The organism is Pseudomonas sp. ANT_H4, assembly GCF_008369295.1.
In the GTDB taxonomy this organism is placed as follows: domain Bacteria; phylum Pseudomonadota; class Gammaproteobacteria; order Pseudomonadales; family Pseudomonadaceae; genus Aquipseudomonas.
Map to the genome: position 1 here is coordinate 205,521 of NZ_VOBG01000001.1, position 19,953 is coordinate 225,473.

General features: G+C 60.3%; 18 protein-coding genes. 13 read left to right on the forward strand and 5 right to left on the reverse strand.

All coding sequences use genetic code 11. The features are described from left to right. The first annotated feature begins 281 nt into the window (after positions 1 to 281). The 4 genes from FQ182_RS00995 (at position 282) to FQ182_RS01010 (ending at position 4,829) form a co-directional block, all read left to right on the forward strand. Positions 282 to 1,637 carry a pitrilysin family protein gene (locus tag FQ182_RS00995; protein WP_133102455.1) on the forward strand — a complete coding sequence of 452 codons (1,356 nt, stop codon included), beginning with the start codon at positions 282 to 284 and terminating at the stop codon, positions 1,635 to 1,637. Next, positions 1,630 to 3,120, forward strand: coding sequence for a pitrilysin family protein (locus FQ182_RS01000; RefSeq protein WP_149412223.1), 1,491 nt, complete (start codon positions 1,630 to 1,632; stop codon positions 3,118 to 3,120). The genes FQ182_RS00995 and FQ182_RS01000 overlap by 8 nt, the downstream gene beginning before the upstream one ends. After that, positions 3,120 to 3,734, forward strand: a complete 615-nt coding sequence (gene rsmD, locus FQ182_RS01005) for a 16S rRNA (guanine(966)-N(2))-methyltransferase RsmD (protein ID WP_149412224.1) — start codon at positions 3,120 to 3,122, stop codon at positions 3,732 to 3,734. Before FQ182_RS01000 ends, rsmD begins: the two co-directional genes overlap by 1 nt. A 78-nt stretch (positions 3,735 to 3,812) precedes the next feature. Then, complete coding sequence (locus FQ182_RS01010; RefSeq protein ID WP_149412225.1) at positions 3,813 to 4,829, forward strand: hydrolase; 1,017 nt, start codon at positions 3,813 to 3,815, stop codon at positions 4,827 to 4,829. Here FQ182_RS01010 and FQ182_RS01015 read toward each other — a convergent pair. Further along, complete coding sequence (locus tag FQ182_RS01015; RefSeq protein WP_149412226.1) at positions 4,792 to 5,646, reverse strand: sulfurtransferase; 855 nt, start codon at positions 5,644 to 5,646, stop codon at positions 4,792 to 4,794. The two genes, FQ182_RS01010 and FQ182_RS01015, sit on opposite strands and share 38 nt — an antisense overlap. 31 nt (positions 5,647 to 5,677) lie before the next feature. Then, positions 5,678 to 6,349: a TetR/AcrR family transcriptional regulator gene (locus FQ182_RS01020; protein ID WP_149412227.1), complete on the reverse strand. Its 672-nt coding sequence runs from the start codon at positions 6,347 to 6,349 to the stop codon at positions 5,678 to 5,680. 147 nt (positions 6,350 to 6,496) lie between these two features. On the opposite strand from FQ182_RS01020, the gene FQ182_RS01025 reads away from it, so the two are divergent. The 5 genes from FQ182_RS01025 (at position 6,497) to FQ182_RS01045 (ending at position 11,151) form a co-directional block, all read left to right on the forward strand. Next, positions 6,497 to 7,924 (forward strand): coniferyl aldehyde dehydrogenase, encoded by a 1,428-nt coding sequence (locus FQ182_RS01025; RefSeq protein WP_149412228.1) that lies wholly within the window; start codon positions 6,497 to 6,499, stop codon positions 7,922 to 7,924. Between the two features lie 28 nt (positions 7,925 to 7,952). Then, positions 7,953 to 8,498: a twin-arginine translocation pathway signal protein gene (locus FQ182_RS01030; protein ID WP_149412229.1), complete on the forward strand. Its 546-nt coding sequence runs from the start codon at positions 7,953 to 7,955 to the stop codon at positions 8,496 to 8,498. Positions 8,499 to 8,531: 33 nt separating this feature from the next. Then, the gene (locus tag FQ182_RS01035; protein ID WP_149412230.1) at positions 8,532 to 10,127 is read left to right on the forward strand and encodes a GMC family oxidoreductase; all 1,596 of its coding nucleotides are present in this window, start codon (positions 8,532 to 8,534) and stop codon (positions 10,125 to 10,127) included. A 114-nt stretch (positions 10,128 to 10,241) separates the two neighbouring features. Continuing rightward, complete coding sequence (coaD, locus tag FQ182_RS01040) at positions 10,242 to 10,721, forward strand: pantetheine-phosphate adenylyltransferase (RefSeq protein WP_049711086.1); 480 nt, start codon at positions 10,242 to 10,244, stop codon at positions 10,719 to 10,721. 181 nt (positions 10,722 to 10,902) lie between these two features. Beyond that, positions 10,903 to 11,151 carry a YfhL family 4Fe-4S dicluster ferredoxin gene (locus FQ182_RS01045; protein WP_149412231.1) on the forward strand — a complete coding sequence of 83 codons (249 nt, stop codon included), beginning with the start codon at positions 10,903 to 10,905 and terminating at the stop codon, positions 11,149 to 11,151. Between the two features lie 32 nt (positions 11,152 to 11,183). On the opposite strand, the gene mutM is transcribed toward FQ182_RS01045, so the two are convergent. After that, positions 11,184 to 11,996 carry a bifunctional DNA-formamidopyrimidine glycosylase/DNA-(apurinic or apyrimidinic site) lyase gene (mutM, locus tag FQ182_RS01050; RefSeq protein WP_149412232.1) on the reverse strand — a complete coding sequence of 271 codons (813 nt, stop codon included), beginning with the start codon at positions 11,994 to 11,996 and terminating at the stop codon, positions 11,184 to 11,186. 36 nt (positions 11,997 to 12,032) lie between these two features. Next, positions 12,033 to 12,899: an HDOD domain-containing protein gene (locus FQ182_RS01055; protein WP_149412233.1), complete on the reverse strand. Its 867-nt coding sequence runs from the start codon at positions 12,897 to 12,899 to the stop codon at positions 12,033 to 12,035. A gap of 133 nt (positions 12,900 to 13,032) precedes the next feature. Between FQ182_RS01055 and FQ182_RS01060 the strand changes: the two genes are divergently transcribed. From FQ182_RS01060 to ilvD, 3 genes are all read left to right on the forward strand, one after another. Then, positions 13,033 to 14,229, forward strand: a complete 1,197-nt coding sequence (locus FQ182_RS01060; protein ID WP_133102468.1) for a class I SAM-dependent rRNA methyltransferase — start codon at positions 13,033 to 13,035, stop codon at positions 14,227 to 14,229. Between the two features lie 228 nt (positions 14,230 to 14,457). Beyond that, complete coding sequence (locus FQ182_RS01065) at positions 14,458 to 14,916, forward strand: transposase (protein WP_149412234.1); 459 nt, start codon at positions 14,458 to 14,460, stop codon at positions 14,914 to 14,916. Positions 14,917 to 15,212: 296 nt separating this feature from the next. Next, a complete protein-coding gene (ilvD, locus tag FQ182_RS01070) occupies positions 15,213 to 17,054 on the forward strand; it encodes a dihydroxy-acid dehydratase (RefSeq protein ID WP_149412235.1) in 1,842 nt (613 codons plus the stop codon). A gap of 153 nt (positions 17,055 to 17,207) precedes the next feature. Here the strand turns inward: ilvD and FQ182_RS01075 are convergent, their stop codons facing one another. Continuing rightward, positions 17,208 to 18,266 carry a haloacid dehalogenase-like hydrolase gene (locus FQ182_RS01075; protein WP_149412236.1) on the reverse strand — a complete coding sequence of 353 codons (1,059 nt, stop codon included), beginning with the start codon at positions 18,264 to 18,266 and terminating at the stop codon, positions 17,208 to 17,210. Positions 18,267 to 18,508: 242 nt separating this feature from the next. On the opposite strand from FQ182_RS01075, the gene FQ182_RS01080 reads away from it, so the two are divergent. Further along, positions 18,509 to 19,900, forward strand: coding sequence for an L-cystine transporter (locus FQ182_RS01080; protein ID WP_149412237.1), 1,392 nt, complete (start codon positions 18,509 to 18,511; stop codon positions 19,898 to 19,900). The last annotated feature ends 53 nt before the right edge of the window (positions 19,901 to 19,953 follow it).

The following is a 19,953-nucleotide window of genomic DNA, read 5'->3' on the forward strand; positions in this document are numbered from 1 at the left end:
CTGTTTTTTAGCCAGCTTGTTCATGCGCAACATTTTGTAAGGCGTAAACACGGCCTCAACAAATCGATTCAATATAGATCTTAAGCAATAAAATCGGCGAAAAAACAAAGATCGTCGGGGAAAACTACCGCCAACTCCATTATTCCTACGACTGAATCCGAAACGGTTTGGATGCCTCGCGCCTTATAGCCGTGGCCGCCAGTAAAACGGATCAGTATCCTAGCACCTCCTCGCCCGCCGACGCTAAGACCAAGCGGGCAGCCCAACAGGTTTAAAAACGAATGAATGCTCTAGCCCGCCGCGCCGCAGGCCTGCTGCTCAGCACAGTTTGTCTGCCCCTTTCAGCCTTGGCTGCCGACCCACAACCCACCCATGAGTTCACCCTGGACAACGGCCTCAAGGTCGTCGTGCGCGAAGACCATCGTGCGCCAGTGGTGGTTTCGCAGGTTTGGTACAAAGTCGGTTCCAGCTATGAAACCCCGGGCCAGACCGGTTTGTCCCACGCCCTGGAACACATGATGTTCAAGGGCAGCTCCAAGACCGGCCCCGGTGAAGCATCGTTGATCCTGCGCGACCTCGGCGCCGAAGAAAACGCCTTCACCAGCGATGACTACACCGCTTATTACCAGGTCCTGGCCCGTGACCGCCTGGGCGTCGCCTTCGAACTGGAAGCCGACCGCATGGCCACCCTGCGCCTGCCGGCCGACGAGTTCAGCCGCGAAATCGAGGTAATCAAGGAGGAGCGCCGCCTGCGCACCGACGACAACCCGATGTCCAAGGCCTACGAGCGCTTCAAGGCGATGGCCTACCCGGCCAGCGGCTACCACACGCCAACCATCGGCTGGATGGCTGACCTGGATCGCATGAAGGTCGAAGAGCTGCGCCACTGGTACCAATCCTGGTACGTGCCGAACAACGCCACCCTGGTGGTGGTCGGCGACGTGACCCCGGATGAAGTTAAAACCCTGGCGCAACGCTATTTCGGCCCAATTCCCAAACGCGACGTGCCACCGGCGAAAATCCCTCTGGAACTGGCCGAGCCTGGCGAGCGCCTGTTGACCATGCATGTGCAGACCCAACTGCCGAGCGTGATCCTCGGGTTCAACGTACCAAGCATCGCCACCGCCGAAGACAAACGCTCGGTCAACGCCCTGCGCCTGATCTCGGCGTTGCTGGACGGCGGCTACAGCGCGCGCATCCCAACACAGTTGGAGCGCGGCGAAGAACTGGTGTCCGGCGCCTCGACCAACTACGACGCCTACACCCGCGGCGACAGCCTGTTCACCCTCAGCGCCACGCCGAACCAGCAGAAGAACAAGACCGTTGCCCAGGCCGAAGCCGGCCTCTGGCGCTTGCTGGATGAGTTGAAGGCCAAACCGCCGACCGCTGAGGAGCTGGAGCGTATCCGCGCCCAAGTGATTGCCGGCGTGGTCTATGAGCGCGACTCCATCACCAGCCAGGCCACGGCCATTGGCTCCCTGGAAACCGTCGGCCTGTCCTGGAAGCTCATGGACACCGAGCTTGCCGAGTTGCAAAGCGTGACCGTCGACGACATCCAGAAAGCCGCCCGCACCTATTTCACCCGCGAACGTCTCAGCGTCGCCCATGTTTTGCCCGAGGAGACCGCTCATGAGTGACCGCAAAAATAGCCGCTTGGTTATTCCCGGCCTGATCGTTGTCACCCTGGTCGCCGCTGTTGCGGTGTATTTCGGCCGCCCGGACGAATCCGTCGCCAGTGAGGCGCTGGAAAAGGCCAAGGCTGCCAACACCCTGCAATCCCTGGCGGAACTGGACGGCAAGAACCCGACCAACCGCCAGCTCAACGTACAGACCTGGAACACCGCCGAAGGCGCCAAGGTGCTGTTCGTCGAAGCCCATGAACTACCGATGTTCGACATTCGCATTCTGTTCGCCGCCGGCAGTAGCCAGGACGGCAATGCACCAGGCCTGGCCCTGCTGACCAACGCCATGCTCAATGAAGGCGTACCGGGCAAGGACGTCGGCCAGATTGCCGCTGGTTTTGAAGGCCTGGGCGCTGATTTCAGCAATGGCGCCTACCGCGACATGGCCCTGGTTTCGTTACGCAGCCTAAGTACTGCCGACAAACGGGATGCCGCGCTGACGCTGTTTGATGACGTGATCGGTAAACCAACCTTCCCTGCTGATTCCCTGGCGCGGATCAAAAACCAGTTGCTGGCCGGCTTCGAATACCAGAAACAGAACCCCGCCAAACTGGCGAGTATCGAGCTGTTCAAGCGCCTGTATGGCGATCATCCCTACGCGCACCCGAGCGAAGGCAACGCCCAGAGCGTTCCTGCCATCACCCTCGCACAACTGCGTGAGTTCCATGCCAAGGCCTACGCCGCCGGCAACGCGGTGATTGCAGTGGTGGGCGACTTGTCCCGTGCCGACGCCGAAGCGATGGCCGCCAAGGTGTCCGCGTCGCTGCCAAAGGGCCCGGCGCTGGCGAAAATCGCTCAACCGGTCGACCCCAAGGCAGGTCTCAGCCACATTGAGTTCCCCTCCAAACAGACACACTTGCTGTTCGCCCAATTGGGCATCGACCGCGCCGACCCGGATTACGCTGCCTTGTCCCTGGGCAACCAGATCCTCGGTGGTGGTGGCTTCGGCACCCGCTTGATGAGTGAAGTGCGCGAGAAACGCGGCCTGACCTACGGCGTTTACTCTGGCTTCTCGCCGATGCAGGTGCGTGGTCCGTTCATGATCAACCTGCAAACCCGCGCCGAAATGAGCGGCGGCACCTTGCGACTGGTCGAGGAAGTCCTCGCCGATTACCTCAAGACCGGCCCGACGCAAAAGGAACTGGACGACGCCAAGCGTGAACTGGCCGGCAGCTTCCCGCTATCCACCGCCAGTAACGCTGATATCGTCGGGCAATTGGGTGCCATGGGGTTCTATAATCTGCCGCTCAACTACCTGGAAGACTTCATGAAGCAGTCCCAGGCCCTGACGGTAGAACAAGTCAAAACCGCGCTGAATAAACACCTGAGCAGCGACAAAATGGTCATCGTCACCGCCGGCCCGACCACCGCGCAAAAGCCACTACCGCCCCCCACTGATAAACCTGCCGAGCAACCGCTCGGGGTTCCGGAGCATTAATGGCTAGTCCATCGCGTCCCAAAAAACCTGTCCACAACGTCCACAACGGTGTGGGCCAACTGCGCATCATCGGCGGAGAGTGGGGCAGCCGCAAGCTGAGCTTCCCCGACGTAGTAGGCCTGCGCCCGACGCCGGACCGCGTGCGCGAAACCTTGTTCAACTGGCTCGCGCCGTATATTGCAGGCGCCAAGGTGCTGGATCCGTTTGCCGGCAGCGGCGCGCTGTTCCTGGAGTCCCTGTCCCGTGGCGCCGCCCTGGGCCAGGCGCTGGACGCCAGTAACGTAGCGGTCGCCAGCCTCAAGGAGCACCTGGGCACCTTGCGCTGCACCACCGGGCAAGTGCAGACCGCCGATGCCCTGCGCTACCTGGAAACCCAGGAAGCTCGTGAGTTCGACGTGGTGTTCCTCGACCCGCCGTTCAACCAGAACCTGCTGCCGACCGTTTGCGCGCTACTGGAAGAGCGTCAGTGGCTGGCCGAGAACGCCTGGATCTACACCGAAAGCGAAACCGCGCCGTCTACCCTCGGCCTGCCCGGCACCTGGCGCCTGCACCGGGAGCAAAGATCCGGGCGGGTGTATTACGCGTTGTGGCAACGTACGGCTGAGAGCGCTTAATACGCACGGTGCGCCCTCTTTTGTGGCGAGGGGGCTTGCCCGCTCGCCGCAACAAGCCCGCTCGGCATAGAGATTTGCATGACCCATTCTCCCGACCGCTTCACCCCAGCCTTCGGCCTCGGCAACCCGCACCTGCAAACGTTGTGGGGGCCGCTGTGGCGCCCGACTACTCATATCGAACGTCAGCGTGAACGGCTGTGGCTAGAGGACGGCGATTTTCTCGACCTCGACTGGCACGGCCCGCACGATCCGCACGCGCCCTTGGTGTTGGTACTGCACGGGCTGACCGGCTCTTCCAATTCGCCCTACGTGGCTGGCCTGCAAAAAGCCCTGGCGTCCCAAGGGTGGGCCAGCGTGGCGCTGAATTGGCGCGGCTGTTCCGGCGAGCCTAATCTGTTGGCCCGCAGTTACCATTCCGGTGCCAGCGAAGATTTGGCCGCCGCCATTACGCACCTGCGAAGCAAGCGCCCGTTAGCACGGTTGTATGCAGTGGGCTATTCCCTGGGTGGCAACGTGCTGCTCAAGCATTTGGGAGAAACCGGCGAAGACTCCGGCCTGCAAGGCGCAGCGGCGGTATCGGTGCCATTTCGCCTGGATCAGTGCGCAGACCGCATTGGCCTGGGATTCTCTCGTGTGTACCAAAAGCATTTCATGCGCGAGATGCTGGCTTACATCCGCGTCAAGGAGCGCCAGTTCCTCCAGGATGGCCGTGAAGAAGGACTGAAAGCCATCGCCGCCCTAGGCTCATTGGAAAAGATGCGCACCTTCTGGGACTTCGATGGCCGGGTCACTGCGCCATTGCATGGCTACCTGAGCGCCGAGGATTATTACCGTCGGGCCTCCAGCCGGTATTTCCTGGGCGCGATCCGCACGCCGACCCTGATTATCCAGGCCGCCGACGATCCCTTCGTATTCGCCCACAGCCTTCCCGAGGCCAGCGAACTGTCGGCTTGCACCGAGTTCGAGTTGCTAGCCAAGGGCGGCCATGTGGGGTTTGTCGATGGCACGCTGAAGCGGCCGGGGTACTACCTAGAGCGGCGGATTCCGGCCTGGCTGCTCAGTCGCCCGTCGCAACAATCCGCTTTGGATCGGTAATCCACTCACTCCACGACCCGGCATACAGCTTGCCCAACGGATAACCCGCCAGGCTCAGGGCGAACAGGTTGTGGCAGGCCGTCACCCCGGAGCCGCAATACGCCACCAGTTCATCCGCAGAGCGCCCATCAAGCTTGTCAGCAAAGCGCTGCTTGAGTTGATCGACCGGCAGAAAGCGGCCATCGCTGCCCAGGTTTTCGTTGAACGCGGCACATTGCGCACCGGGAATGTGCCCGGCCACCGGATCAAGGGGTTCCACATCACCGCGAAAACGCGGCTGGGCGCGGGCGTCGATCAAGGTCAGGCCCGGCTCGCCAAGACGCTTTTGCAGGTGCTCGGCGTCCAGCAGCAAGCGATTGTCAGGCGCACCCGTAAACGTCCCGACTTCAATCACCGGTGCATCCAGGCTCAGCGGTAAACCGGCGGCATGCCAGGCTTTCAGGCCGCCATCGAGGATAAACACGCCATCGCGCTTGCCCAGCCAGGCCAGCAACCACCAACCACGGGCGGCAAATGCACCGGGGCCGTCGTCGTACAGCACCACATCGCTGTCACCATTAACGCCCCAAGCCCGCAACTGCCCGACCAACGTGTCTGGCGCCGGCAGCGGATGGCGCCCGGTCACGCCCTTGGTCACCGGCCCGCTGAAGTCTCGTTCCAAGTCAGCAAAGCTGGCGCCTTCGATATGCCCTTCGGCATAGCTGCAAAGACCGTAATCCGGGTCTTCCAGGGCAAAGCGGCAATCCAGGATCACCAGTGCACCGGTCTTCTGGCGTTCGGCCAGTTGCTGGGGGCTGATCAATTGGGCAAGCGGCATAGTGGACTCCCATGAATAGGTCAGAAAGGTTCTACTTCACGTCTTCCAGTGCCTGGCTCAGCGGCACGTAAAACTCCTTGAACAGTGCATCCACCGCATCCAAAGCCTGCGGCGTGACAAACCCGGCTTCCAGCACCAGCACCTGATACACCCCGCGCTTAATCGCCTCGGCGCTCAGGTGCGCTGAGTTTTCGTTGGTGGTGCACAAAAAACGCACCCAGGAGGTAAGGATGATCCAGGCATTGAGGGTCAGGGCCTCCGTCTGCACCGGGTTCATGTTCAGGATGCCGGCGTCGACAAAACCCTTGTAGATAGCGCCGCCCTGAATCAGGCAACGCTGAGAAAAACGCCGGTAGCCGGTAGCCAGTTCCGGATCGCTTTCCAGCAGATGTTCCAGGTCGCGGTGCAAAAAGCGGTAGCGCCACATGCCGGCCAGCACCGCTTGCAGGTAGAAACGCTTGTCTTCGACGGTCACGGCACGGCCTTGAGGTGGGCGCAGGAAACTGTCGACCAGGGCTTCGTACTCGCGAAACAGCACGGCGATAATCGCCTGCTTATTGGGGAAGTGGTAGTACAGGTTACCCGGAGAAATCTCCATGTGGGCGGCGATATGGTTGGTGCTGACACTGCGCTCGCCTTGCTGGTTGAACAGTTCCAGGCTGGTTTGCACGATGCGCTCGCTGGTCTTTACTCGTGGTGCCATGGGGGATCAGCTTCGATTACCAGTGGTGCGGGCATCTTACGACCTATCCTTGTCTGGATAAATCCAAGTGTTACTGCAATGTTATTTGACAACTTAGAGTAACAACTCTAAAAACTCATTCATTCCAATAAAAAGTCGGGAACTGCCATGTCTGCCAACGTTGCCTACCTGCAAGATTCCCAAGCGCTGGATCAGCTACAGGGGCTGTTCGACATCCAGCGCCGGGCCTACGCCGCCAACCCCATGCCGCCGGCCGCACAACGCCAGCAATGGCTCAAGGCCTTGCGAGATCTGCTCAGCGATGAGCGCCAGGCTCTGATCGACGCCATCAGCAGTGATTTCAGCCATCGCAGCGCCGACGAAACCCTGTTCGCCGAGTTAATGCCCAGCCTGCACGGCATTCATTACGCCAGCAAACACCTCAAGGGCTGGATGAAACCGTCCCGTCGCGCTGTAGGCATTGCCTTCCAGCCCGCCTCGGCCAAGGTTATTTATCAACCGTTGGGCGTGGTCGGGATTATCGTGCCCTGGAACTACCCGTTGTACCTAGCCATCGGCCCGCTTGTCGGCGCTCTGGCGGCCGGTAATCGGGTGATGCTCAAGCTCAGCGAATCCACCCCCGCCACCGGGCAGTTGCTCAAGACCCTGCTGGCGAAGATCTTTCCCGAAGACTTGGTCTGCGTGGTGCTCGGTGAAGCCGAAGTGGGCATTGCGTTTTCCAGGCTGCGTTTCGATCACCTGCTGTTCACTGGCGCCACCAGCATCGGTAAGCATGTAATGCGTGCGGCGGCCGAGCACCTGACGCCTGTCACGCTGGAGCTGGGTGGCAAGTCGCCGGCAATCGTTTCAGCAGATGTACCGCTCAAGGACGCCGCCGAGCGGATCGCCTTCGGCAAGACGTTGAATGCCGGACAAACCTGCGTGGCGCCGGACTACGTACTGGTGCCGGAAGACCGTGTCGACGGTTTCGTCGAAGCCTACAGCAAGGCGGTTCGCGGGTTTTATCCGACCCTGGCCGACAACCCGGACTACACAGCGATCATCAACGAACGGCAATTGGCCCGGCTCAACGGTTACGTCAAGGACGCTACCGACAAGGGCGCGACTCTGATCCCGCTGTATGACCAAGGCCAGGGACGGCGTATGGCCCACAGCCTGCTGCTGAATGTCAGCGACGAGATGACGGTGATGCAGGACGAAATCTTCGGCCCAGTGCTGCCCATCGTCCCGTATCGCGGCCTCGATCAAGCCTTTGCCTACATCAACCAGCGCCCTCGCCCACTGGCTTTGTATTACTTCGGCTACAACAAGACCGAACAGAATCGCGTGCTCCATGAAACCCACTCCGGCGGCGTGTGTCTGAACGACACCCTGTTACATGTGGCCCAGGACGATATGCCTTTTGGCGGCATCGGCCCCTCAGGCATGGGCCATTACCACGGCCACGAAGGTTTCCTGACGTTCAGCAAGGCCAAGGGCGTGTTGGTGAAGCAACGCCTGAACGCGGCGAAATTGATTTATCCGCCCTATGGCAAATCGATCCAGAAGTTGATCCAGAAGCTGTTTGTCCGCTAACAAACCCATCACCGGGATAACAATAAGAATGAACCCTAGCCTGATTGAAACACCTGGGCTGTCGCGGCGCGGCGTCCTGAAAATAGGCCTGTGGGCCAGTGCGTTCCTGGCAACCGCAGGCGCAGGCGCCAGCCTTAGCGGTTGCTCCAGCAGTATCCCGGCCAGCGGCTTTGCCATGTTGCGCAGCAGTGACCTACCGTTTTTACGGGCGGTGATTCCAGTGCTGCTGGAAGGCGTGGCCAGCACCCAGGAAGTGGCAGCTGGAATTGAAGACACGCTGAAAAAACTCGATTACAGCTTGCAACACCTGTCACCGGAGATGTTCAAGCTGACCCAGCAGTTATTTGACGTGCTGGGCATGGCCATCACCCGCGGGCCATTGACCGGCGTGTGGGGCAGTTGGGAAAACGCCAGCAGCGAGCAGATCCGCAACTTCCTGCACCGCTGGGAGAACAGCTACCTGAACCTGCTGCGCATGGGCCAGGGCTCGCTGCTCAAGCTGGTGATCATGGCCTGGTATTTCCGAGCCCAATCCTGGGCCCATTGCGGGTATCCCGGCCCGCCCAATATCTGATCTGCATCCCTATAAAAACAAGAGAAGACACTGATGCCCGTACCTGATCTGTTCCGCGACGGCATGGCCCGCGGCTGGAAAACCCACAACGGCGCCGCCCTCGACCAGGACCTGACCCTGGAAGCCGATGTCGCGATCATCGGCAGCGGCGCGGGCGGTGGCACCACTGCTGAAATCCTCAGCGCCGCCGGCTACAAGGTGCTGTTGATCGAGGAAGGCCCGCTCAAGACCAGCAGCGACTTCAAGATGCTTGAGGACGAGGCCTACGCCAGCCTGTACCAGGAAGGCATCGGCCGGATGAGCAAGGACGGTGCCATCACCATCCTCCAGGGCCGCGCAGTGGGCGGCACCACGTTGATCAACTGGACCTCCAGTTTCCGCACGCCCGACCCGACGCTCACCCACTGGGCCAGCGAATACGCGGTCAAAGGCCACAGCAGCGCCGAAATGGCGCCCTGGTTCGAGAAAATGGAACAGCGCCTGGGTATCGCGCCCTGGGCTATCCCACCCAACGCCAACAACGATGTGATCCGCAAAGGCTGCGAAACGCTCGGCTACAGTTGGCATGTGATCCCGCGCAACGTGCGCGGCTGTTTCAACCTGGGTTATTGCGGCATGGGCTGCCCGGTCAACGCCAAGCAATCGATGCTGGTGACGACCATCCCGTCGACTTTGGAGCAAGGCGGCGAGCTGCTGTACCTGGCCCGCGCCGAACGCCTGAAGTTCAGCGGCGACACCATCACCAGCCTGGAATGCGTGGCGATGGACTCGCGCTGCGTGGCGCCCACAGGCCGAAAAATTACGGTGAAGGCCAAGCATTACGTGCTGGCGGGAGGCGGCATCAATAGCCCGGCGCTGCTGCTGCGTTCGGACGCGCCCGATCCCCATTCACGGCTGGGCAAGCGGACCTTCCTGCACCTGGTGAATTTCTCCGCTGGGCTGTTCGACGAGGTCATCAACCCGTTCTATGGCGCGCCGCAGTCGATCTATTCCGACCACTTCCAATGGCAGGACGGCACCGCCGGCAAAATGTCCTACAAGCTTGAAGTACCTCCGCTGCACCCCGGATTGGCCAGCACCTTGTTCGGTGGTTATGGCACGCAAAACGCCCTGGACATGGGCCAATTACCCAATACCCACGCCATGCTCGCGCTACTGCGGGACGGATTTCACCCCGATAGCCAAGGCGGCAGTGTCGAACTACGCGGCGACGGCACGCCAGTGCTCGACTATCAAGTCTCGCCCTACGCCTGGGACGGCTTGCGCCGCGCCTTCCACAGCATGGCCGAGATCCAGTTTGCCGGCGGTGCCAAGTCGGTGATGCCGCTGCACGGTGATGCGCGCTACGTGAACACTCTGGCCCAGGCGCGCAGCATGATCGATGGCCTGAACCTGGAATTACACCGCACACGGCTGGGCAGCGCCCACGTGATGGGTGGTTGTGCCATGGGCGAAGAGCCGAAAAACGCCGTAGCTGACAGCCTCGGCCGCCATCATCAGTTGCGCAATCTATCGATCCACGATGGCTCTTTATTCCCCACCAGCATCGGCGCCAACCCACAGCTTTCGGTGTATGGGCTGACGGCGCAACTGGCAACAGCACTGGCAGAACGTCTGAAAACAGCCTGAAAAAACAGACTATTCGCGGTGTCTATAGTGCTTTCTTCTGAATAAGTTGACTTGGCCGACCGGGATGGCTGCGATACCATCCGGTTCCCCAACGGACTCCGCCAGGACGACGCGATGAACCGAGTGTTGTACCCAGGTACCTTCGACCCTATTACCAAGGGCCATGGTGATCTGGTCGAACGCGCCTCGCGCTTGTTCGACCATGTGATCATCGCGGTCGCCGCCAGCCCCAAGAAAAATCCGCTGTTTCCCCTGGAACAGCGCGTGGAGCTGGCCCGTGAGGTCACCAAGCATCTGCCCAACGTCGAAGTCGTCGGCTTCGCCACGCTGCTGGCGCATTTCGCGAAGGAACAGAACGCCAATGTATTCCTGCGCGGCCTGCGAGCGGTGTCGGACTTCGAATATGAATTTCAGCTGGCCAATATGAACCGTCAATTGGCGCCGGACGTGGAAAGCCTGTTTCTTACGCCGTCGGAGCGTTATTCGTTCATTTCCTCGACCCTGGTCCGGGAAATCGCCGCGCTGGGCGGTGACATCACCAAGTTTGTCCACCCTGCGGTAGCCGATGCGCTGACCCTACGCTTCAAGAAATAAAGTAATTGTAGCGAGTGGGTTTACCCGCGGTGGACTGCACAGCAGTCCCATTTTTGGGGCCGCTTCGCAGCCCACCGCGGGCAAGCCCGCTCGCCACAGCTCGCACTGCGGGCGCCAATGCGGCACAATTGCGCGCATTAGTTTTCAGATGCCTTGGCCATGTGCCCTGGCAGGAGTTCCCATGTCCCTGATCATCACCGACGATTGCATCAACTGCGACGTTTGCGAACCCGAGTGCCCGAACGCCGCCATTTCCCAAGGCGAAGAGATCTATGTGATCGACCCGAACCTGTGCACCCAATGCGTCGGCCACTACGACGAACCCCAGTGCCAGCAGGTTTGCCCGGTGGATTGCATTCCGCTGGACGAGGCTCATCCAGAGACGCAAGAGCAGTTGATGGAGAAGTACCTGGTGATTACCAAGGCTTAAGGATTTGCTCGGCCCAAGTGCTTCCCCTTCAATCAGCTCTGGCACCTGGGGCAAAACACGCTCGCCCGCTGCCCCAGCTTCACTTCGCGCAACTCGGTTCCGCAGACCTTACAGCCCGCCCCGCCCCGGCCATAGACGAACAATTGCTGCTGGAAATACCCCGGCTGCCCGTCGCCGCCGATAAAGTCCCTCAGCGTGGTGCCGCCGCGCTCGATGGCGGCGGCGAGAATGCGCTTGATCTCAATCGCCAGCTTCAAATAGCGCCCACGGGAAATGCCTCCGGCCGCACGGCGCGGGTCGATCCCGGCAGCGAACAACGCTTCAGTCGCGTAGATATTGCCCACCCCCACCACCACCGCGTTATCCATGATGAATGGCTTCACCGCTATGGACCGCCCACGGGACATCTGGAACAGGCGCTCGCCATCAAACAGGTCGGTCAACGGCTCCGGCCCCAGGCGAATCAGCAGTTCATGGTTGAGCGGGTCCAGGCTCCAGAGCATCGCACCGAAACGTCGAGGGTCGGTGTAACGCAGGGCCAGGCCCGACTCCAGCTCGATGTCCACATGCTCATGCTTGGCCGCCGGCAGGCCGACCTCCACCAGCCGCAGATTGCCCGACATACCCAAATGGCTGATCAAGGTACCCACTTCGGCATTGATCAACAGGTACTTGGCCCGCCGCTCCACCAGCACGATGCGTTGCCCGGAAAGCCGCACATCCAGGTCTTCGGGGATCGGCCAGCGCAGGCGCCGGTCACGCACCACCACGCGGCTGACCCGCTGGCCTTCCAGGTGCGGCGCAATACCGCGCCGGGTGGTTTCGACTTCAGGTAACTCGGGCATGTTTACCTCTTGTATGACGGGGCCGTGAATAAAAGATCAGTGCGCACCCAGCTCGCGAATCGACAACTTCAGGCTCTCGAAGTCGTAATCCGACAAACCGACGTAATCGAGCACCAGATGGCCGATGCTGTTCCATTCGTGGTCATCCACCTGATTGCCCAGCACCCGGTAAGAGGCGCAAATATGCTCGGCCATTTTCAGGATCGCCAGCAGGTTTTTCAACGGGCTGTTGCGCGCAGATTCGTCGCTGAAAATCGCCAGGACGTTGTGATGGTTGGCGATAGCGTTGGTCACGTGCTCCGGCAAGCGCCAGGATTTGGCCGTGTAATAGCCGACTACTGCATGATTGGTGTTGAACGCCCGATTTTCGGTATCGACCACGCGGCACTCCGGGCCAGCGCAGGCGTAGGACTCTTCCAGCACCGCCATGTAATCAGGAAAGCGCTTGAGCATCAGCGGTACGCCACAATCGTGAAACAGCCCCAGGGCGTAAGCTTCGTCCACAGCCTGGGAGCCTGTGCGCTTGGCCAGGGTCAGGCACGTCATGGCGACGTCCTGGGCGGTGTCCCAGAACCGGTTTAGGGTGACGATGGTGTCGTCGCTCATCTCGCCCTTGATCGACTGGGCGTTGATCAGGTTGATGATCGAGCGGCTGCCCAGCAGGTTTACCGCCCGTTGGATCGAAGCAATCTTGTTGCTCAGGCCGTAATACGGCGAGTTGACGATCTTCAGCAACGAGCCGGAAAGGCCCGGGTCCTGGGAGATCAGCCGGGCAATCACTTCCAGGTCCGGGTCGGGCATGTACTGCTCCATCTGCAAATCCACCATGATTTGCGGTTGAGGCGGTACGCTGATGCCTTGCAGGGCCTGCTGGATCTGTTCGGCGGAAAGCTCTTGGGACATAAGTTCATACTCTGGGCTAAGCGGCGATTCTAACCCTTATAAAGGATGGGCCGACACCTTCCCGCACATCCGACGGCGCGATCAATTACTGCACAACAGGGTATACTCCCGCTCTTTTTTCCGGAGCGACGTCATGTCCCTGCCAAGCCTGCGTCTCAAAGCCAACGCCGATCGTCGTTTGCGCAACGGCCACCTGTGGGTCTACAGCAACGAAATCGACGTGGCCGCCACCCCACTTCATGGCTTCAAGGCAGGCGACCAGGCGATTCTGGAAGCGGCCGGCGGCAAGCCGCTGGGCATCGTGGCCATGAGCCCGAACAACCTGATCTGCGCCCGCCTGTTGTCCCGCGACGTCAAGTTGCCCCTGGACAAATCCCTGTTGGTCCACCGCATCAACGTCGCCCTGTCCCTGCGCGATCGCCTGTTCGACAAGCCGTTCTACCGTCTGGTGTACGGCGATTCCGACTTGCTGCCGGGCCTGGTGGTCGACCGTTTCGGCGACATCCTGGTGGTACAGATCGCCTCGGCGACCATGGAAGCCCATAAAGACGACGTGATCGCCGCGCTGACCCAAGTACTCAAGCCCAGCGGCATCTTGTTCAAGAACGACTCCGCCGCCCGCGACGCCGAAGGCCTCAACCGCTACGTCGAAACCGTATTCGGCCTGGTGCCGGAATGGGTTGCCCTGGAAGAAAACGGCGTGAAGTTCGAAGCGCCGGTCATCCAAGGCCAGAAAACCGGCTGGTTCTACGACCACCGCATGAACCGCGCCCGCCTGGCCCCTTACGCCAAAGGCAAACGCGTCCTGGACCTGTACAGCTACATCGGCGGCTGGGGCGTGCAAGCCGCCGCGTTCGGTGCCAGTGAAGTGTTCTGCGTTGACTCTTCGGCCTTCGCCCTCGACGGCGTCGAGCGCAACGCAGCGCTGAACGGTGTTGCCGAGAAAATGACCTGCGTCGAAGGCGACGTCTTCGAAGCCCTGAAAGAACTGAAAGCCAGCGAAGAACGCTTCGACGTGATCGTCGCCGATCCTCCTGCCTTCATCAAACGCAAGAAAGACATGAAAAACGGCGAAGGCGCCTACCGCCGTCTCAACGAGCAAGCCATGCGCCTGCTCAGCAAGGACGGCATCCTGATCAGCGCCTCGTGCTCCATGCATTTGCCGGAAGATGACCTGCAGAACATCCTGCTGACCAGCGCCCGTCACCTGGATCGCAATATCCAGATGCTGGAACGTGGCAGTCAGGGTCCGGATCATCCGGTGCACCCGGCGATTGCCGAGACTCGGTACATCAAGAGCATTACTTGCCGGTTGTTGCCCAATAGCTAAGGCCAGGACCGATTTCAAATTGAAACCGGCCCCACTGTAGGAGCGAGCTTGCTCGCGAAAAACGCAAGGGCACCGCGGGCTACCTGATAGCGCTGCGTTATCGTTGACATTCTTCGCGAGCAAGCTCGCTCCTACAGGAAACGAGACACATCCTGACCCACTGTCGAAACGACAACCTCCCGCTCCACGCCTACCGTTTCTCTTCCTATCACGGAAGAGGACGAAGGAATGTCCAACGCACCACATGCACATCATTTACGCACCGGGCGCTACTCGGAACCTGGGCGTTTCTACTTATTAACTGCCGTTACCCATCAACGACAACCGGCCTTCAAGGATTGGCGCATGGGTCGACTGGTGGTGAACGAATTCAGAAGAGCTGAGGAAGACGGCAAGGCCACTTCCGTGGCGTGGGTGGTCATGCCTGATCACTTCCACTGGCTGATTGAGCTACATAACGGTGACTTGCCGAAGCTGATGCAAGCCACCAAGTCGCGAAGCGCACGAGCCATCAATAAGGCGAGAGGTCTGCACGAGACGCTGTGGCAAAAAGGTTATTTCGACCGAGCACTGCGTCGCGAAGAGGATCTGAAAGCGATGGCTCGGTACATCGTCGGCAATCCATTGCGAGCCGGGATAGTCGACCATATCGGCGAATACTCGCTGTGGGACGCAATGTGGCTCTGAAATGCACACCACTGTAGGAGCGAGCTTGCTCCTACAGTTATTGCATTTTACGCACCCACACGTCTCGTAAGCGCTACCTCCACGCTTCTCGCCATTCCCTCCAGCCGCCAGCGGTGTAGAATCGGCCTATTCATCGCCAGTCATCCCCCGGCGGGTTTATGAGCTCAAGGCCAATGCGCACGGCGATCCCGTAACGTTTGAGGCAACTTCCGGACACACGGCCATTTCTGATGTGTTCCAGACGTCAATAGAAGCTCACTCCCCTTTGATACCTGATTAGCCGCCCGGAGTGCTCCATGCCAGATTACCGCTCGAAAACATCCACCCACGGCCGCAACATGGCCGGCGCCCGAGCACTGTGGCGCGCCACGGGGATGAAAGATGACGACTTCAAAAAGCCGATCATCGCCATTTCCAACTCGTTCACCCAGTTCGTACCAGGCCACGTCCACCTCAAGGACCTGGGGCAACTGGTGGCCCGTGAGATTGAACGCGCTGGCGGCGTAGCGAAAGAATTCAACACCATCGCCGTGGACGACGGCATCGCCATGGGCCATGACGGCATGCTGTATTCCCTGCCGAGCCGCGAGATTATCGCCGACTCCGTGGAATACATGGTCAACGCCCACTGCGCCGACGCCATCGTGTGCATTTCCAACTGCGACAAAATCACCCCTGGCATGCTGATGGCCGCCCTGCGCCTGAACATTCCGGTGATTTTCGTCTCCGGCGGTCCGATGGAAGCCGGCAAGACCAAACTCGCCAGCCACGGCCTGGACCTAGTAGACGCCATGGTCATCGCCGCCGATTCCAGCGCTTCTGACGAGAAGGTCGCGGAATACGAGCGTAGCGCCTGCCCAACCTGCGGTTCGTGCTCCGGCATGTTCACCGCCAACTCGATGAACTGCCTGGTGGAAGCCCTGGGCCTTGCCTTGCCGGGCAACGGTTCGACACTGGCCACCCACAGCGACCGCGAGCAGCTGTTCCTGCAGGCCGGGCGCACCATCGTCGAGCTGTGCAAGCGTTACTACACCGACAACGATGAGTCGGTGTTGCCGCGCAACATCGCCAACTTCAAGGCGTTCGAAAACGCCATGACCCTGGACATCGCCATGGGCGGTTCCACCAACACCATCCTGCACTTGCTGGCCGCCGCCCAAGAAGCCGAGATCGACTTCGACCTGCGCGACATCGACCGTCTCTCGCGCCATGTGCCGCAATTGTGCAAGGTCGCGCCGAACATCCAGAAGTACCACATGGAAGACGTGCACCGTGCCGGTGGGATTTTCTCGATCCTCGGCTCCCTGGCCCGTGGTGGCCTGCTGCACACCGACCTGCCGACCGTACACAGCAAGTCCCTCGCCGAGGGTATCGCCAAATGGGACATCACCCAGACTGACGATGAAGCCGTGCACACTTTCTTCAAGGCAGGCCCGGCCGGCATCCCGACCCAGACCGCATTCAGCCAGTCGACCCGCTGGGAAACCCTGGACGACGACCGTGAAAACGGCTGCATCCGCAGCGTCGAACACGCCTACTCCCAGGAAGGCGGCCTGGCCGTGCTGTACGGCAACATCGCCATCGATGGCTGCGTGGTAAAAACCGCCGGTGTGGATGAGTCGATCCATGTGTTCGAAGGTCGCGCCAAGATCTATGAAAGCCAGGACAGCTCTGTGCGCGGCATCCTCGCTGACGAAGTGAAGGCTGGCGACATCGTGATCATCCGTTACGAAGGCCCGAAAGGCGGCCCGGGCATGCAGGAAATGCTCTATCCGACCTCATACCTGAAGTCCAAGGGCCTGGGCAAAGCCTGCGCCTTACTGACCGATGGTCGTTTCTCCGGCGGCACTTCCGGCCTGTCCATCGGCCACGCTTCCCCGGAAGCCGCAGCCGGTGGCGCGATTGGCCTGGTGCAAGACGGCGACAAGGTGCTGATCGACATTCCGAACCGCTCGATCAACCTGTTGATCAGCGATGAAGAACTGGCGGCTCGCCGGGTCGAGCAGGACAAGAAAGGCTGGAAGCCAGTGGAGAAGCGTCCACGCAAAGTCACCACCGCGTTGAAGGCTTACGCCCTGCTGGCTACCAGTGCCGACAAGGGTGCCGTGCGTAACAAGGCGATGTTGGACGGGCTGTAAGCCTGCCCTTACCCATAAAAGCCGTCGCCCATAAAAATGCCCCGCCAAGTGCGGGGCATTTTTTTGTCTGGGTTAACCCAAAAACACTGGGTTCTACTGTGCGGTTGACCTTCTGTGGCGAGCGGGATTTTCCGCTCGCCACAACAGTTGGGGCTATTGAATCTCATCCGGCTTGACGATCACCCAATTCTTGTCCGCCGTGACCGGCAAGCCTTCCTTGGCCTGGGCCGCAGCGTGCTTGGCCATCATGCCGTTGAGCTGGGTCATGTATTTGTCCTTGCGGTTGACCCACAGGTGGATGCCGCCCTTAGCCACGTCAACATCGTGGAACAGCATGTAGCCGTCACTGGTCGGGGTGTCGCCGCCTACCAGCACCGGTTTTTTCCATTCGTCGATATAGGTCAGGATCGCCGCGTGTTTACCGGCCATCCAGGTCGCCGGGGTCCACAGGTAGGGAGTCAGTTCCAGGCCGAGGTTGGCCTTTTCGTCATACTTGCCTGCGGTGATTTGCTTACGGGCGGTGGTCAGCTCGCCGGTCTTGCGATCCTTGAGCAAAGTGGTGACGCCGATGACGTTCTGCGGTTTGACGTTGTAGCCGTACTTCGGGTCGGCGGCGACCATGCGCACCAGCTCTTCAGAGGCGGCGGTCATCACGTAGACCTCGATGCCGTTTTCCATCAATTTGTTGAACAGTTCAGCCTGGCCGGTAAAGATTTTCGGCGGCTGGACCTCCATGTTCTTCACCACGTCACCCTCGTAGTAGGTAGCCGGGACCGGCTTGCCGGAAGCCATCAACTCATCGACGTAGCCCTTGAGTTCCTTGAGGGTGAAACCGGAAAAAACCTGGGCAACCCACGGATAGCAGACCATGTCGTCGACTTCGCAAAGGCGATAGTAGTAACTGAACAGGCTTTCCTTGTGGTCAGCGGTGTCCTTGAACGGCATCAGCTTCAGCGAAGGATCGAGAGTGTCGCGGGTGATCAGGCCCTTGTTTTCCATGAACGGCAGCAAGGACTCTTCGAGGTCGTAGCGGTAACTGGTGTTGTCCATGTCGAACACCGCGAAGTTACCCTTATTGGCGTTGGCGGCGATCATTTCGTTCAGTTGCTTGGCGGCAGGTGCAGGCCAGTGCTTCAACTCGGTGGCGGCAAACGCCTGACTGGCGAGCCCCAGGCAAAGTGCGGCGGCAAATAATCTTGGCGCGAGCTTCATGTGCGTTTTCTCCCTGAGTGAAAGACATCGACGCTAACAAATCCCCGTGATGCTTCCCACCACGGGCACGACCGACTGCGTCCTGATCCCGCCACGGGCATACTCCTGAGCGCCAAGCCCTTATGCCAAAACCGACAGTCACCATTCCAACTCGGTATTAAATCAATAAATATCAAGCTGTTAGGATTTCCGGTTCGCAATCGCAGGCTCGCGCGATTGGCTGCCCTCTACATGGAGCTTCAATGAATCTGCCTCTGATTCTCAATTTACTGGTGTTTCTCGCCCTGTTGCTGGGCCTGGCACAAACCCGTCGCACCCACTGGAGCCTGGCCAAAAAGGTCTTGCTCGCCCTAGTGCTCGGCGTGGTTTTCGGTGTGATCCTGCACACCATTTATGGTGCCGGTCACCCGGTGCTCAAGGCGTCGATCGGTTGGTTTGACCTGGTAGGCAATGGTTATGTGCAGTTGCTGCAGATGATCGTGATCCCGCTGGTGTTCGCCTCGATCCTCAGCGCCGTAGCGCGGCTGCACAACGCCACGGCCCTGGGCAAGATCAGCTTCCTGACCATCGGCACGCTGCTGTTCACCACGGCTATCGCGGCGCTGATCGGTATTGGCCTGACCAACCTCTTCGGCCTCACCGCCGAAGGCCTGGTTGCCGGCACCCAGGAAATGGCCCGCCTGCAAGTGATCCAGAGCGACTACGCCGGCAAGGTCGCCGACCTGAATGTGCCGCAACTGCTGCTGTCGTTCATCCCGCAAAACCCGTTTGCCGACCTGGCGCGAGCCAAGCCAACGTCGATTATCAGCGTGGTGATTTTCGCTGCATTCCTGGGGGTTGCCGCGCTGCAATTGCTCAAGGATGACGTGGCGAAAGGTCAGAAAGTGATCAACGCCATCGACACCCTGCAAGCCTGGGTGATGCGCCTGGTGCGCCTGGTGATGAAGCTGACCCCTTACGGCGTACTGGCGCTAATGACCAAGGTGGTCGCCAGCTCCAACCTGCAAGACATCGTCAAGCTGGGCAGTTTCGTGGCGGTGTCCTACCTGGCCCTGGGGCTGATGTTTGTGGTCCACGGCCTGCTGCTGTCCCTGTCCGGGATCAACCCGCTGCGGTTTTTCCGCAAGGTCTGGCCGGTGCTGACCTTTGCCTTCACTAGCCGCTCCAGCGCCGCAAGCATCCCGCTGAGCATTGAAGCGCAGACCCGCCGCCTGGGCATCCCGCAATCCATCGCCAGTTTTGCTGCCTCGTTTGGTGCGACCATCGGCCAGAACGGTTGCGCCGGCCTGTACCCGGCCATGTTGGCGGTAATGGTGGCGCCGACCGTGGGCATCAACCCGCTGGACCCGCTGTGGATTGCCACGCTGGTGGCGATTGTGACCTTGAGTTCGGCGGGCGTGGCCGGCGTGGGTGGCGGTGCGACGTTTGCCGCGCTAATCGTGCTACCAGCCATGGGCTTGCCGGTGTCACTGGTGGCGTTGCTGATTTCGGTTGAGCCATTGATCGACATGGGCCGTACGGCGTTGAACGTCAATGGTTCGATGACAGCGGGGGCAATTACCAGCCAGATCATGCAGCAGACCGATAAAGAGCTGCTCAATGCCGATAAGCATGCCGAGTTGGCGCAGGCTTAGAATGAACCCTTAACCTGTCGAGATCGTTCCCGCGCGCGTGGGAACGATCTGTC

Coding starts and splice junctions, on each gene's coding strand:
- FQ182_RS01000 (WP_149412223.1), top strand. CDS start 1,630: ATGAGTGACCGCAAAAATAGCCGCTTGGTTATTCCCGGCCTGATCGTT.
- FQ182_RS01030 (WP_149412229.1), top strand. CDS start 7,953: ATGAACCCTAGCCTGATTGAAACACCTGGGCTGTCGCGGCGCGGCGTC.
- FQ182_RS01045 (WP_149412231.1), top strand. CDS start 10,903: ATGTCCCTGATCATCACCGACGATTGCATCAACTGCGACGTTTGCGAA.
- FQ182_RS01010 (WP_149412225.1), top strand. CDS start 3,813: ATGACCCATTCTCCCGACCGCTTCACCCCAGCCTTCGGCCTCGGCAAC.
- FQ182_RS01025 (WP_149412228.1), top strand. CDS start 6,497: ATGTCTGCCAACGTTGCCTACCTGCAAGATTCCCAAGCGCTGGATCAG.
- FQ182_RS01015 (WP_149412226.1), bottom strand. CDS start 5,646: ATGCCGCTTGCCCAATTGATCAGCCCCCAGCAACTGGCCGAACGCCAG.
- mutM (WP_149412232.1), bottom strand. CDS start 11,996: ATGCCCGAGTTACCTGAAGTCGAAACCACCCGGCGCGGTATTGCGCCG.
- coaD (WP_049711086.1), top strand. CDS start 10,242: ATGAACCGAGTGTTGTACCCAGGTACCTTCGACCCTATTACCAAGGGC.
- FQ182_RS01075 (WP_149412236.1), bottom strand. CDS start 18,266: ATGAAGCTCGCGCCAAGATTATTTGCCGCCGCACTTTGCCTGGGGCTC.
- FQ182_RS00995 (WP_133102455.1), top strand. CDS start 282: ATGAATGCTCTAGCCCGCCGCGCCGCAGGCCTGCTGCTCAGCACAGTT.
- FQ182_RS01020 (WP_149412227.1), bottom strand. CDS start 6,349: ATGGCACCACGAGTAAAGACCAGCGAGCGCATCGTGCAAACCAGCCTG.
- FQ182_RS01055 (WP_149412233.1), bottom strand. CDS start 12,899: ATGTCCCAAGAGCTTTCCGCCGAACAGATCCAGCAGGCCCTGCAAGGC.
- FQ182_RS01080 (WP_149412237.1), top strand. CDS start 18,509: ATGAATCTGCCTCTGATTCTCAATTTACTGGTGTTTCTCGCCCTGTTG.
- FQ182_RS01065 (WP_149412234.1), top strand. CDS start 14,458: ATGTCCAACGCACCACATGCACATCATTTACGCACCGGGCGCTACTCG.
- FQ182_RS01060 (WP_133102468.1), top strand. CDS start 13,033: ATGTCCCTGCCAAGCCTGCGTCTCAAAGCCAACGCCGATCGTCGTTTG.
- FQ182_RS01035 (WP_149412230.1), top strand. CDS start 8,532: ATGCCCGTACCTGATCTGTTCCGCGACGGCATGGCCCGCGGCTGGAAA.
- ilvD (WP_149412235.1), top strand. CDS start 15,213: ATGCCAGATTACCGCTCGAAAACATCCACCCACGGCCGCAACATGGCC.
- rsmD (WP_149412224.1), top strand. CDS start 3,120: ATGGCTAGTCCATCGCGTCCCAAAAAACCTGTCCACAACGTCCACAAC.